At 72.4% G+C, this 11,261-nt stretch carries 14 protein-coding genes and 1 pseudogene; 3 read left to right on the forward strand and 12 right to left on the reverse strand.

The genetic code is table 11. The features are described from left to right. Positions 1 to 1,045 (forward strand): annotated as a pseudogene (locus SLP03_RS30600) (ATPase); the annotation flags it as partial. Positions 1,046 to 1,072: 27 nt separating this feature from the next. Here SLP03_RS30600 and SLP03_RS30605 read toward each other — a convergent pair. The 4 genes from SLP03_RS30605 to SLP03_RS30620 all read right to left on the reverse strand — a co-directional run bounded on the left by SLP03_RS30605 (position 1,073) and on the right by SLP03_RS30620 (position 3,956). Continuing rightward, the gene (locus tag SLP03_RS30605) at positions 1,073 to 1,432 is read right to left on the reverse strand and encodes a hypothetical protein (RefSeq protein ID WP_319464122.1); all 360 of its coding nucleotides are present in this window, start codon (positions 1,430 to 1,432) and stop codon (positions 1,073 to 1,075) included. An 80-nt stretch (positions 1,433 to 1,512) separates the two neighbouring features. Then, positions 1,513 to 2,367, reverse strand: a complete 855-nt coding sequence (locus tag SLP03_RS30610; RefSeq protein ID WP_319464123.1) for an ABC transporter permease — start codon at positions 2,365 to 2,367, stop codon at positions 1,513 to 1,515. After that, complete coding sequence (locus tag SLP03_RS30615; RefSeq protein WP_319464124.1) at positions 2,364 to 3,377, reverse strand: ATP-binding cassette domain-containing protein; 1,014 nt, start codon at positions 3,375 to 3,377, stop codon at positions 2,364 to 2,366. The genes SLP03_RS30610 and SLP03_RS30615 overlap by 4 nt, the downstream gene beginning before the upstream one ends. Before the next feature lie 24 nt (positions 3,378 to 3,401). Further along, positions 3,402 to 3,956 (reverse strand): NAD(P)H-dependent oxidoreductase, encoded by a 555-nt coding sequence (locus SLP03_RS30620; RefSeq protein ID WP_319464125.1) that lies wholly within the window; start codon positions 3,954 to 3,956, stop codon positions 3,402 to 3,404. A 166-nt stretch (positions 3,957 to 4,122) separates the two neighbouring features. Here SLP03_RS30620 and SLP03_RS30625 point away from each other — a divergent pair, with 166 nt between their 5' ends. Further along, positions 4,123 to 4,623, forward strand: coding sequence for a GNAT family N-acetyltransferase (locus SLP03_RS30625; RefSeq protein WP_319464126.1), 501 nt, complete (start codon positions 4,123 to 4,125; stop codon positions 4,621 to 4,623). 44 nt (positions 4,624 to 4,667) lie between these two features. Here SLP03_RS30625 and SLP03_RS30630 read toward each other — a convergent pair whose 3' ends face one another. The 8 genes from SLP03_RS30630 to SLP03_RS30665 form a co-directional block, all read right to left on the reverse strand. Then, positions 4,668 to 5,651, reverse strand: coding sequence for an aldo/keto reductase (locus SLP03_RS30630; RefSeq protein ID WP_319464127.1), 984 nt, complete (start codon positions 5,649 to 5,651; stop codon positions 4,668 to 4,670). Between the two features lie 162 nt (positions 5,652 to 5,813). Then, positions 5,814 to 6,668, reverse strand: a complete 855-nt coding sequence (locus SLP03_RS30635; RefSeq protein ID WP_319464128.1) for an aldo/keto reductase — start codon at positions 6,666 to 6,668, stop codon at positions 5,814 to 5,816. Positions 6,669 to 6,889: 221 nt separating this feature from the next. Continuing rightward, positions 6,890 to 7,117, reverse strand: coding sequence for a TM2 domain-containing protein (locus tag SLP03_RS30640; protein WP_319464129.1), 228 nt, complete (start codon positions 7,115 to 7,117; stop codon positions 6,890 to 6,892). Positions 7,118 to 7,221: 104 nt separating this feature from the next. Further along, the gene (locus SLP03_RS30645; RefSeq protein ID WP_319464130.1) at positions 7,222 to 7,773 is read right to left on the reverse strand and encodes a DUF1697 domain-containing protein; all 552 of its coding nucleotides are present in this window, start codon (positions 7,771 to 7,773) and stop codon (positions 7,222 to 7,224) included. Positions 7,774 to 7,845: 72 nt separating this feature from the next. Further along, a complete protein-coding gene (locus SLP03_RS30650) occupies positions 7,846 to 8,280 on the reverse strand; it encodes a hypothetical protein (RefSeq protein ID WP_319464131.1) in 435 nt (144 codons plus the stop codon). Continuing rightward, positions 8,277 to 9,206: a ParA family protein gene (locus SLP03_RS30655; RefSeq protein ID WP_319464132.1), complete on the reverse strand. Its 930-nt coding sequence runs from the start codon at positions 9,204 to 9,206 to the stop codon at positions 8,277 to 8,279. The genes SLP03_RS30650 and SLP03_RS30655 overlap by 4 nt, the downstream gene beginning before the upstream one ends. A gap of 75 nt (positions 9,207 to 9,281) precedes the next feature. Continuing rightward, positions 9,282 to 9,785, reverse strand: coding sequence for a hypothetical protein (locus tag SLP03_RS30660; RefSeq protein WP_319464133.1), 504 nt, complete (start codon positions 9,783 to 9,785; stop codon positions 9,282 to 9,284). 75 nt (positions 9,786 to 9,860) lie between these two features. Continuing rightward, positions 9,861 to 10,424 carry a heme-binding protein gene (locus SLP03_RS30665; RefSeq protein ID WP_319464134.1) on the reverse strand — a complete coding sequence of 188 codons (564 nt, stop codon included), beginning with the start codon at positions 10,422 to 10,424 and terminating at the stop codon, positions 9,861 to 9,863. A gap of 158 nt (positions 10,425 to 10,582) precedes the next feature. Between SLP03_RS30665 and SLP03_RS30670 the strand changes: the two genes are divergently transcribed. Beyond that, positions 10,583 to 11,041: a hypothetical protein gene (locus SLP03_RS30670; RefSeq protein ID WP_319464135.1), complete on the forward strand. Its 459-nt coding sequence runs from the start codon at positions 10,583 to 10,585 to the stop codon at positions 11,039 to 11,041. Positions 11,042 to 11,261: the final 220 nt, after the last annotated feature.

Here is an 11,261-nt window from a genome sequence, read left to right on the forward strand (position 1 = left end):
GTCCCAGCGCTGCTGCGCGCAGGCGCGGGAGGCGCTGCTGCCGTACCGCGGGCAATGGATGGCGGCGCTCTTCGGCTGCGACATCAGCGGCCCGGTCGACCACTGGCTCGCCCTCGTCGACGCCGCGCAGCAGCGCTGGGACGACGCGATCGCCGGCTTCGAGGCGGCCCGCGACGCCGCCGACCGGATGGGCGCCCGCCCCTGGTCGCTGATCGCCCGCACCGGCCTGGTGGACGCCCTGACGGGGCGCGGTCGCCTGGGCGACGCGGCCGCAGCAGCCGAGCTGCGCGCCGCCACCGCAGACCAGGCGCGTGCGCTCGGCATGGCGCAGGTGCTGCAGCGGCTGGGCGGCGTGGGCGCGGACCCCGGCGCCACGGGCGGCCCGGCGGCAGCGCCGCCAACGGCCGGACCGGGCGACGCAACTGCCGCGCCCGCGGACGGGCGGCGATCCGCCGAGGCTGCCGCCGCGGTAGCGACATCTGTCGCCACTCCCGTCGTCGACTACGAGTTCCGCCGCGACGGCCCGGTCTGGCAGCTCGCGTACGCCGGCTCGGTCGCGCACCTGCCCGACGCCAAGGGCCTGCACGACCTGCGCCTGCTGCTGAGCCGGCCCGGCGTCGACGTGCCCGCGGTCGAGCTGCTGGACCCTGCCGCCGGCCCGGAACTCGCCGCCGCCCGCCGGCTCGGCGGCGACCCGGTCCTCGACGACGAGGCGAAGGCCCGCTACCGGCGCCACCTGCAACGCCTCGACGACGAGATCGACCGGGCCGCCGCACGGGGCGACGAGTCGAAGCTGGCCGCCCTCGACGCCGAGCGCGCGGCGCTGCTCGACCAGCTGCGCGCCGCGGCCGGGCTTGCGGGCCGCAGCCGCCGCCTCGGCGACGAGGCCGAGCGGGCCCGCAAGACCGTGACCGCCCGCATCCGGGACACGCTGCGCCGGCTCGACGACCGCCACCCCGCGCTGGCTGCCCACCTGCGCGACACCGTCTCGACCGGCAGCACCTGCCGCTACCTCCCCGCCGAGCCGCCGCCCTGGCACCTCTAGCCAGCAGCGCTCAACGACGTCTGCTGATCAGGCGGGGCGGAATCTCAGCGCGGACCAGGTGCTGTCGACGGAGATCTGGCGCACCGGTTGGACCCCTCGCTGGCTGATGAGGGCCGCGAGCCGGTCCCGGTTGAGGTCGGTACCGAGTTGGCCGCCCTTCGGGTAGGCCACCCAGGCCAGGACATCCCGTCGGGCGAGGGCCAGGACTGCTTCCACGTCGGGGGTGGAGAGATCCGCTGCGGCAGTCACGAAGACCAGGGCCCCGTCGGCGGAGGCCACGTCCTCGACCACACCACCCGACGTGCCTTCAATCTCCACATCGTCAGGCTTCCGCAGCACCACGACGTGCTGTCCCGGCTTGATCTGAAGTTTGCTGGCAACCGACATGCGCCCAGTCTGGCAGCAGCGGGTGCGACGACGACGGGGGTGCCGCCCGGGACGCGGCGGTACCCCCGTTCCCGTCGAATTCAGCGGCGGTTGTAGCGGTACATCGTCAGCGTGCCGAAGACCACCACGAAGCCGGCGGTCCACAGCAGCAGCCACATGGTGTTCGTCGGGTCGGACGATCCCGCCATCGCCGCCCGCACCGCCGCCACCAGGTGGGTGATCGGGTTGACCTTGACGAACGCCTGGAGCCAGCCCGGCATGGTGCCCGGGTCAACGAACACGTTGCTCAGGAAGGTCAGCGGGAACAGCACCATCATGCTGACCCCCATCACCGACTTCTCGCTGCGCAGGATCAGCCCGAAGAACGTCCAGACCCAGGAGAACGCGAACGAGAACACCACCAGCAGACCGATCCCGGCCAGCACGCCGAGCAGCCCGCCGTCGGGCCGGAACCCGAGCGCCAGCCCAACACCGAGGATGACCAGGGCGGCGAGGACGTAGCGCAGCACGTCGCCGAAGATCATGCCGACCAGCGCGGCCGGCCGCCAGACCGGCAGCGTCCGGAACCGGTCGAAGACGCCCTTCTCGATGTCGGTGTTCAGGCCGACGCCGGTGTACATCGTGATCATCACGACGCTGGTCACCATGATGCCGGGCAGGAAGAACTGCAGGTAGTCCCGCGGGCTGTCAGCGAGGGCACCGCCGAACAGGTACGTGAACATCAGCACCATGATGATCGGGAACGCCGTCACGTCGAACAGCTGCTCCGGCACGTGCTTGATCTTCAGCAGCGCCCGCCAGCCGAAGGTGAGCGACGCCGACAGCGCGCTCGGCCGGGGCGGTCGCGCGCCGGGCGCGAGGACGGTCGCCAGCGCCTCGGCGGACGGCACGTAGACGGACGGGGCCCGTCCGGTAGTGGTAGCGGCGTTGCTCATCGGGCTGCCTCCAGCTGGTCGTCCCGCTCGTCGGCCCCGACGGCGGGGTGATCGGTCAGGGCCAGGAAAACCTCGTCCAGGCTCGGCTGGCCGAGGGAGAAGTCGTCGACCACGATGCCGGCGCGGGCCAGTTCCCCGAGCGCCCGGGCTGCCTGCTCGCTGGCGTCGAGGTCGGAGCCGTCTCCGCCGACGCGGGCCGTCATCGCCACCGGATCCGGTTCGAGCTGCACCGGCACGCCGAGTGCGGCCTGGAGCACCTTCTCGGCCTCCGGCCGCTGCCCCGGGTCGCGCAGTCGCACATGGACCGTGCCGGAACCGACCGACGACTTCAGCTCGCCCGGCGTGCCCTCCGCGATCACCTTGCCGTGGTCCACCACCGCGATCCGCCCGGCGAGCTGGTCCGCCTCGTCCAGGTACTGCGTGGTCAGCAGCACCGTCGTGCCGTGCGCCACCACCGCCCGGACGATCTCCCACACCTGGTTGCGGCTGCGCGGGTCCAGACCCGTCGTCGGCTCGTCAAGGAACAGCAGGTCGGGGGTGCTGAGGATGCTCGCCGCGATGTCGATGCGCCGCCGCATGCCACCCGAGTACTTCTTGACCTGGCGGCCGGCCGCCTCGGTCAGACCGAACGCGGCCAGCAGGCTCTCGGCCCGCTGGCGGGCGGCCAGCTTGCCCAGCCCGAGCAGCCGACCGAGGAGCACCAGGTTCTCCAGGCCGGTCAGGTCCTCGTCGACCGAGGCGTACTGGCCGGTGAGGCTGACCCGGGCGCGAACGGCGTCGGCTTCCGCCACGACGTCATGGCCGAAGACCCGCGCCCGGCCGCCGTCGGGGCGCAGCAGCGTCGCCAGCACCCGTATCGCGGTGGTCTTGCCGGCGCCGTTCGGGCCGAGCAGCCCGTAGACGGTGCCGGCGGGGACCTGAAGATCGATTCCGTCCAGCGCGCGGGTCTCCCCGAACGACCGGGTCAGGCCGTCGGCCTCGACGGCCAGACCGGTGGTGCGCTTGCTCATGGTCGCAACCTTCCTCTTCCACCTTCAGGAGACGTACGGGCGCGCCGCGCGACCGTCGCGCAACGCCAGACCCCACCAGCAGAGCTGGTCGAGCAGGACCCGGGAGTCCTGGCGCAGCTGGTCCTCGACCTGCGGCGTCGGCTCGCCGCAGAGCAGGTCGACGCCGACCATGTCGCGTACCGTCACGGCGTGCAGGGCGGTGAAGACCGTCCGGAGCTGGTCGACCGCGTGCAGGCCGACCGAGCGGCAGCCGTACGACACGAAGCCGACCGGCTTGGCCTGCCACTCGTCGTACGCGTAGTCGATCGCCTGTTTCAACGAGGCCGGAAAGCTGTGGTTGTACTCGGGGGTGACCACGACGAACGCCTCCGCCCGGCTCACCTGCTGCGCGAACGACCGCATCGTCGCGGTCGGCTCCGCCGGATAGCTGGCGGGGAAGTCGTACGCGGCGAGGTCGACGACGGTCACCGTCATCCCGTCGCGCTGCTGCGCCTGGTGGACGAACCAGCGACCGATCCGGTCGCCCATCCGTCCCTCACGGGTGCTGCCGATGATCACAGCAAGCCTCAGCGGCGTCATGCTCCCCTCCCGCCTCGGTCGGGCTTCACCCTTCAGGCGCGAGACGACGGCCGGCACCCCGCGAGTTTTGATCTAGCGGCAAGGGCAACGGGCGCGCTCGAGGGTGAGGTGCACGGAATCGTCGGTGGCGGCTGCTTCAATGAGCCGTCGCGAGAACGGGAGCGAAATGACCGAGGTGCGCATCGAGCCGTGGAACGAGGGCGACCTGGAGCTGCTGCGACAGCTCAACGCGCCCGAGGTCCGCGCGCACACCGGGGGCCCGGAGACCGACGAGCAGGTGATCGCCCGGCACGAGCGGTACCTGCGCGGTCCCGGCCCGCGCAGCGGGCACCTGTTCACCATCGTGCTGGCCGATGGGGTGAAGGTCGGCAGCGTCGGCTACTGGGACCGCGAGTGGCGCGGCGAGCAGGTCTACGAGATGGGCTGGGCGGTGCTGCCCGCGTACCAGGGGCGAGGGCTGGCGACCGCGGGGGTGCGCGCGGTGATCGCGGCGGCCGCGGCGCGTGGCGATCGGCGGTGGGCGCACGCCTACCCGTCGGTCGACAACCCGCCGTCGAACGCGGTCTGCCGCAAGGCCGGCTTCACCCTGCTCGGCGAGACCGAGTTCGAATACCCGCCGGGCCACCTGATGCGCTCCAACGACTGGCGCATCGACCTGACGGCGTAGCGCCGAGGGGCGGCCGCCGATGCCGCCGCCCCTCGGTATCCGGGTCAGTGCGCCGCGTCCAGCCGGGCCTGCTGCTCCGCGGTCAGCCCCAGGTCCACCGCGGCCAGGCTCTCGTCGAGCTGCGCCACCGACGATGCGCCCACCAGGGGGATCGACGGCACGTCGCCGCCCATTAGCCAGGCCAGCACCACCTGGTTCACCGTCGCCCCGGTCTGCGCCGCCACCTCCCGCAGCGCGGCCAGCCGGCCGGGAGTGCTGGGCAGGTCGTACGCGGGGCCGAGCCGGTCGGCTCGGGTGTAGCCGCCCCTGATCAGCGGCGAGTAGGCGACCAGCGTCAGCTGCGGCTCGGCGCGCAGGTAGCTGGCCAGGTCCGGGCCGACCGCGCCGACGTCGCCGTCCGGGTCCAGCTCGCTGGGCACGTCGAACCGCCGTTGCAGGTAGCTGTGGTGGTACTGGAGCACCTCGTACCCGGGCAGGCCGGCCGTGGCGGCGAGCGCCCTGGCCCGCTCCACCCGCCAGACCCGGTGGTTGCTCGCCCCCAGCAGGCCCACCGTGCCCTCGCCGACCAGCTCGGCGAACGCCGTGACGGTCTCCTCCAGCGGCACGGTCCGGTCCTCGATGTGGGCGTAGAGCAGGTGCAGCCGGTCCATGCCGAGCCGTTCCCGGCTGCGCTCGGCGGACTCCCGGATCACCTTCGCCGACAGGCCCTCCGGGTTGTCGACGTAGCTGGTGCCGGGGGCCAGGGGCCGCGCGCCGAGCTTGGTGGCGACGACGATCTCGTCGCCGACGCCCCGGCTGCGCCGCCACCGGCCCAGCAGCTCCTCGCTCTCCCCGCCCTGGCCGCCGTTCTGCCAGAACGCGTAGTTGTCCGAGGTGTCGATGAACGTGCCGCCGGCCTCGACGTACCGGTCGAGGATGGCGTACGAGGTTGGCTCGTCGGTGGCGGTGCCGAAGAGCATCGCGCCGAGGCTGAGCACGCTGACCTCGCGGCAGGTGGCCGGGTCGGTGCCGATCGTGCGGTATCTCATGGGTGTCCTCCCCGTGGGATGAGAGCCGACGCCGACCACCCTGTCCCTTCGAGCGCACGCGAAGTCAAGCGGTCACCAGAGCGCTCCGTAGCAGTCTCGTAAGGACTTGCCCCGAACGCGCGGAAGGGGGCCCGCGCCGGGCCCCCTTCCGCGCGTCTCGCGTCAGCTCGGTACGTAGTCGAACACGTCCGGGTTCGGGCCCTGGCGGCCGGCCTCGCCCTTGTCCAGTCCGGTGATCCGGTCCATCGCCGCGTCGTCCAGCGCGAAGTCGAAGATGTGGAAGTTCTCCTCGATCCGCTTCGGGGTGGTCGACTTCGGGAAGACCACGTCGCCGCGCTGCACGTGCCAGCGCAGCACCACCTGGGCGGGGGTGCGGCCGACCTGCTGGGCGATGTCGACGATGGTCGGGTCGTCGAGCACCTTGCCCTGCGCGATCGGGGACCACGCCTCGGTCACGATGTTGTGCGCCTTGTCGTACGCGCGCACCTCCTCGTTGCCGAAGTACGGGTGCGCCTCGATCTGGTTCACCGCCGGCACCACGTCCGCCTCGGCGGCCAGCCGCTCCAGGTGCGCCACCTGGAAGTTCGACACCCCGATCGACCGGACCCGGCCGTCGCGCTGCAACTCCTCCAGCACCTTCCAGGTGGAGACGAAGTCGCCGTCGTACAGGGTGGGCAGCGGCCAGTGGATCAGGAACAGGTCGAGGTAGTCGAACTTCAGCGCCTGCAGCGTCGACTCGAACGCCTTGCGGGCGTCGTCGGGCCGGTGGAAGCCGTTGTTCAGCTTGCTGGTGACGAAGACCTCGCCGCGGTCGAGCTCGGAGGTGCGGACCGCCTGCCCCACCTCGGCCTCGTTGCCGTACATCTGGGCGGTGTCGATGTGCCGGTAGCCGACCTCCAGGGCCTTGCCGACCGCCGCCACGGTGTCCTTCGGCTCGATCTGGAAGACCCCGAAGCCGAACTGCGGGATGGTGTTGCCGTCGTTGAGTGAGATGTCGGGAATCGTGTTCGCGGCCATTCCGCTGGTTCTCCCATCGTCGGGGGTGCCCGGAAGCGCTTCCACGCTCTCGGGACGTGCCACTCCGATGTCCTACCCGGCCAGGCGGTTTCCTCACGGCCCAGCCAGGGTGATCTGCGACAAGTCGGTCATCCCCAGATCGCGGTGGCACACCGCGTGCCACTTCCAGGCGTACGGCGGAGGGGCCGGGATCGTCCGATCCCGGCCCCTCCGCGCGGTGCTCACTTGGCGAGCGGCTGGCCCTGCTTGTCCTTGAACGACCCGACCAGGATCAGGATGAAGTCGATCAGGGTCCAGATGCCCAGACCGCCGAAGGTGACCAGCTGCAGGACGCCGGTGCCGACCTTGCCGACGTAGAAGCGGTGCACGCCGAGCACGCCGACGAAGAAGCAGAGCAGAACGGCGACCAGCCAGGACTTCTGGGCGGTGGCGGAAGCAGTAGCGGTCACTGTGGTCCTTTCACGGAAACGGTAGCGGCCGGGAGCGTACCGGGGCTGCGGGCCACCGGACAAGATCGAAAAGGTGAAGTTCGACCGGACGGTGGACTCGCGGCTCAGTCCGTCGCCAGGTCGCGCAGCGCGCACACCGACTTCCAGTTGCGGGTGGTCGCCACCACGCCGAGCTTCTTCTCCAGGTACGCGTTGGTGAACTTCGTCCGGCCGTACCCGCCGTCGGGGAAGTGCAGGTGGATCTCCCGACCGGCCACCGTGTACTCGACGTTCTCGCCGGCCGGCACGGTCAGCTCGGCCACCCGGGGCTTCGCGGCCGGTGCCGCCAGGAAGGCCACCAGCAGCCGGGTGGGGTCGTCCTGCCGGTCGGCGTACGGGCTGCCCTCGGCGACCGCCGCCAGCTCGGCGCCGGTGCGGACCTGCACCGGCACGTCGAGTCCCAGCTCGTCGGCGAGCGCCCGCTCGATGCCCCGCGCCAGCTTCGCGGTGTCCGTCGCCGTGCTGGTGAAGACCACGTTGCCGCTCTGCAGGTACGTCTTCACGTCCTCGTGGCCGAGGCCGGCGACGAGGCGGCGCAGGTCGGCCATGGCGAGCCGGGTGGTGCCGACGTTGACGCCGCGCAGCAGGGCGACGTGCCGGGTCGTGCCGTCGGTCATCCGGGTCTCCACACCGTCGAGGTCCGTCGCTGTGCAGCCTAGGCGGTCGGGGCCGCAGCTCGGCGTTACAGGTCAGCGTTGGCGGATGGCGGTGGAGTCGAGCCGGAAGCCGATGGTGCGGTCGACGATCCGCTCGACCAGCTCCATCCTCCGCAGCCCGGTCACCCCGCGCAGCCCCGTCCGCGCCGCCAGCGCCCGCAGCTCCCGCGTCGTCCACGACGCCAGGTACGCCGTACCGTCGTCGCGCCGCGACATGGCGGCGAGCGCGGCGTGCGCGCGCTCCACCGCCCCGGCGGACGCCTCCACCGGCTCCGCCGGGCCGACGACAGCCGCTGCGGGGGCGACGGCCGGGTCGGGGGAGACCGCGGGTCGGGGCGGCGCGGGGTCGCGGGTCGGGAGCAACGCGAGCCGGGCCCGCCCCTCGGCCAGCGCGGCCACGTCCGCCGCGGACAGACCGGTGAGGAACTCGGCCACCCGGGCCAGCACGGTGAGCGAAGGCTCGGTCATGCCGTGGCTCCGGCCGGTTGGAGGTGGGCGAGGAACTCGGTGGTGATCTGCCGCAGCTCGTCGCGGACCGGCGGTGCGGTGACCCGGTCCCGTAGCACCACCGGCACCCCGCGCGGGGTGTTCGTGGCGAAGAGCGTGACGTTCTCCCGCAGCGCGGTCGGGAAGACCGGTACGCCGAGCGCCCGCACCTGGTCCATGTAGCCCTGGTGGGCGGCGATCGGCCGCTGCGCCATGAGCTGGATCATCGTGAACACCACGCCGGCGATCCCCGGCGCGACCTTGTGGTGCCGACGGATCTTCGCGAACCGGCGGGAGTCCGCGTTGTACCGGTCGACCAGCTCCCGGATGTTGCCGTGCAGGTAGTCGATGCCGAGCGTGGACAGGTAGTCGGCCTTCGCCGGGATGAGCAGGTGGTCGCTGGCGATGATCGCCGACTGGGTGACCACGTTGAAGTTCGGCGGGCAGTCGATCAGCACCAGGTCGTACGGGTCCAGCGCCTCGTCGTGCAGCCCCTCGTCGAGCGACCCGCGGACCCGGTACAGCTCGGCGTCGTACTCGTCCCCGTCGGCCACGCTCCGGGCCAGCGCCAGGTCGATGTCCACGAGCTGGAGGTGGGACGCGATCAGGTCCAGCCGGCCGGCGCCCTTGAGGTGCGCGTTCGCCGCGCCGGGGGAGACCACCAGCTCGCCGAGGGTGACAGGGGAGTCCCCCCGCAGCTCGTCGTACCAGCGCTTGACCGTCCGGTCGTCGCGCAGCCGGTCCCGCCAGTCGTCCGGCTCGTAGAAGCTGAACGTCAGGCTGGCCTGCGGATCGAGGTCGATCAGCAGCACCTTCATCCCCCGGTTGGCCAGCTCGGCCCCGAGGTTGGCGGTCATGGTGGTCTTGCCCACCCCGCCCTTGTAATTGATCACTGATACGACGTACACCGGTACCTCCCCAGACGGGGAACGGTAACGGGCGCCCCGCGGCCGGCGCAGACCGCCCATCGGTGAGGTCGGCGGTCAGGGCTTCGTGTAGACGGGCAGGCCGAGGGTGGCGCGTACCTTGTTCGCCTGCGCGCCGCCGTCGTGCGCGGCGGCCGCGCGGATCTCCCGCATCAACGCCGCGGCGCTCGTCGCCTCGCCGGCCAGCTTCCAGTGCCGCAGCGCCAGGTCGTTCTCCTTGACCAGCGCCGCGACCGGGGCCTGCGTCTCCGCCGGCCAGGCGGTCGTCCGCAGCTGCTCGGCGTGGGCGGCGTTGGTGGTGGCGACCGTACGGGCCAGGGTGCGGACCGTACGCCACGGCCGGCCGGCCTTCAGCGCCTCCGTCAGCTTTTCCAGCGCCGTGTTGTACGGCGCCACGATCGCCAGGTAGCGGCCCTTGGCCTCCTTCGCCGTCAGCGTGGCCGGGGCCGGGGCCGTCGGCGAGGCGGTCTGCCAGGTCGGCGGCTGTGCCGTCCGTTCGATTCCGCCGCCGCAGCCGGCGAGCAGCAGGACCAGGGCCAGGGCGGCGGGCCAGCGACGCACGGGACTTCCCATCTGGGGTGGGGGCGGGACCACCGGGAGTCTAGGGGTGACCCGGCGACCGCGCCGGCCGCCGACCTATTCGACGACGGGGAGCAGGACCTCGTTACGGCGCAGGAACCACGGCTTCCACGGCTGATCGTAGCGGGCGTACCGGACCGCGCCAGCCGGCTGGAACCCGTTGTCGGTGACCGCCCTGCCCAGCGCGGTGGCCCGCTCCACGAACGCCCGGGTGGTCCACCGGCCGGAGAACCGCGTCGCGGCGACGAGCTGCTCGGGGATCTCCCGGGTGGTGACCCGGGGATCCTCCGGCTCGGGCAGCGTCGCCGCGGTGAAGCTCGCCGGCATGACGAACCGCACCAGCCAGCAGCCGGGCCGGTCGCCCTCCTCCTGAACCATCGGGGTGGTCATCTCGATCTTCTCCGCCCCGTCCGGCACCTGTACCACCGGCGCGGTCATCCCGATCTGCCGCCGGGACCGGTTGGCCCCGCCGATGTACTGGGCCAGCGGTCGGAAGGCCTCGTTGCCGGCGGTGGCGAAGTCGCCCTCGACCCGCACCTCGGCCACCAGGTGGGGCGGGTAGCGGCGCAGCTCGTAGCCCGGATGGCGGGCCACCACCCGGTACGGCTGCCGCTCGGTCATCGCATGCTCCCGGCCTCGCTGTCCTGCCCGAAACGCTACCGGGTTCCCGTGACGAGGCAGGCCGGGATTGAACTCCTGCCGGACGGGGGCCGTACCACTGGGCGAGGATGCGGTGCGGCGGGTCAGCCGCACCGCTGCCGAGCTGCGGGAGGCCTGCCGTGCGAGTTGGTGAGCAGTCGACGGATCCCATCGATCAGATCCTGGGCGAGGTGCCGGTCCCGGCGCCGCTGACCCCTGAGGACGTCCGGCTCGCGGTCCGGGCGGTGGTGGTGCACGCCGCCGAGGAGTGGCCCGCCGGACCGAAGTGCCGCAACGACAGCGCCGCGTACCCCTGCAGGCTGCACCGCTGGGGCCGGCGGGTGCTGGAGGCCCACGGCCTCAACGAGCGGCAGATCGACGCGCTGGTGCGGCACGGCAACCCGTTCGTGCACGTGCCCTTCCCGTTCGTGCTGACCGGGCCGACGTCCGCGCGTCCGTCGGTCCCGGTCCACCAGTCCCCGCGCGGTCAGGCCGGCCGGGTCGTCGCACCTGGGGTGCGGCCCGCCATCCGGCCCGGCGGCACCGGTCGGCCGGTGGCGTCCCCCGCCACCACGCCGCGCTGGCCCCGGGCGAGCTGATCGGGGGTACGCCCGACAGTGCGTGACCCGGGGTGGCACGACGGCGGCCCGGCCGCAGGGTCCCCCACCCCTGCGTCGGGCCGCCGTCGACGTCGGCTGGCTCAGTTGCCGACGCCGCAGTTCGGCGCGGACCAGGTCGTCGTGTTCGACGAACGGTCGCTGTTGTTCTCTCGACGGGAGTCCACGTGGACGTGGTTCGCGTGGCCCGGGTAGCCGGGAC

It is taken from the genome of Micromonospora sp. RTP1Z1 (assembly GCF_033804685.1).
Lineage (GTDB): Bacteria > Actinomycetota > Actinomycetes > Mycobacteriales > Micromonosporaceae > Micromonospora.

What these genes read in the sequence shown, in the direction of transcription:
- SLP03_RS30610 (WP_319464123.1), bottom strand. Translation starts at nt 2,367, where the DNA reads ATGAGCAACGCCGCTACCACTACCGGACGGGCCCCGTCCGTCTACGTG.
- SLP03_RS30645 (WP_319464130.1), bottom strand. Translation starts at nt 7,773, where the DNA reads ATGACCGACGGCACGACCCGGCACGTCGCCCTGCTGCGCGGCGTCAAC.
- SLP03_RS30615 (WP_319464124.1), bottom strand. Translation starts at nt 3,377, where the DNA reads ATGAGCAAGCGCACCACCGGTCTGGCCGTCGAGGCCGACGGCCTGACC.
- SLP03_RS30625 (WP_319464126.1), top strand. Translation starts at nt 4,123, where the DNA reads ATGACCGAGGTGCGCATCGAGCCGTGGAACGAGGGCGACCTGGAGCTG.
- SLP03_RS30620 (WP_319464125.1), bottom strand. Translation starts at nt 3,956, where the DNA reads ATGACGCCGCTGAGGCTTGCTGTGATCATCGGCAGCACCCGTGAGGGA.
- SLP03_RS30650 (WP_319464131.1), bottom strand. Translation starts at nt 8,280, where the DNA reads ATGACCGAGCCTTCGCTCACCGTGCTGGCCCGGGTGGCCGAGTTCCTC.
- SLP03_RS30635 (WP_319464128.1), bottom strand. Translation starts at nt 6,668, where the DNA reads ATGGCCGCGAACACGATTCCCGACATCTCACTCAACGACGGCAACACC.
- SLP03_RS30630 (WP_319464127.1), bottom strand. Translation starts at nt 5,651, where the DNA reads ATGAGATACCGCACGATCGGCACCGACCCGGCCACCTGCCGCGAGGTC.
- SLP03_RS30665 (WP_319464134.1), bottom strand. Translation starts at nt 10,424, where the DNA reads ATGACCGAGCGGCAGCCGTACCGGGTGGTGGCCCGCCATCCGGGCTAC.
- SLP03_RS30605 (WP_319464122.1), bottom strand. Translation starts at nt 1,432, where the DNA reads ATGTCGGTTGCCAGCAAACTTCAGATCAAGCCGGGACAGCACGTCGTG.